The following is a 564-nucleotide window of genomic DNA, read 5'->3' as shown; positions in this document are numbered from 1 at the left end:
CCGGGTACTTAGATGTTTCAGTTCCCCGGGTTGTCCTCCCCGCCCCTATGCGTTCGGGGTGGGGATATGCACACTGCTGTGCATGGGTTCGCCCATTCGGAGACCCCCGGGTCGAAGGATGTGTGCTCCTCGCCGGGGATTATCGCAGCTTGCCGCGTCCTTCATCGGCTCCCTGTGCCAAGGCATCCGCCGTGCGCCCGTGGTATCTTGCGGGACCGCTCCGGGCCCGCGGGATATCCACGTGTCGCTAAAGTTAATTAATCGATATCATGAATAGCGCTCGTATGTCGCAATTCGGGTATCTCATACCGCGGCACAGTCTTGACTGTGCTCGCGATCAGATGCTCCTCACTCATAAATAAGTGAATTCTTCTTGTTTGGATCGGATGAATGATTGCTATCATTCTTTGATTTAATCGCAGAAAAGAATCGAGTCTGGAAGATTCGGATCTTCCATCTCTCTCCTATCGCTATGCGGCTCTCAAGGTACGCGGGTGCGACCCCGGGGACCGGGTGCTGCGGGGACTTCATCGCGGGCGACATCCACCGGACGGGCTCCTGCCC

Annotated in this window: 1 rRNA gene; it reads right to left on the bottom strand. The window is 56.9% G+C overall.

Going from position 1 to position 564, the window contains the following annotated elements:
- Positions 1 to 213: ribosomal RNA gene (locus tag DXB98_RS09935) — 23S ribosomal RNA — on the bottom strand; the annotation flags it as partial.
- Positions 214 to 564: the final 351 nt, after the last annotated feature.

Source organism: Collinsella sp. OM07-12 (assembly GCF_003438275.1).
Lineage (GTDB): Bacteria > Actinomycetota > Coriobacteriia > Coriobacteriales > Coriobacteriaceae > Collinsella.
The sequence above is the reverse complement of the archived record's forward strand: the minus strand, read 5'-3'. Positions and strand labels throughout refer to the sequence as shown.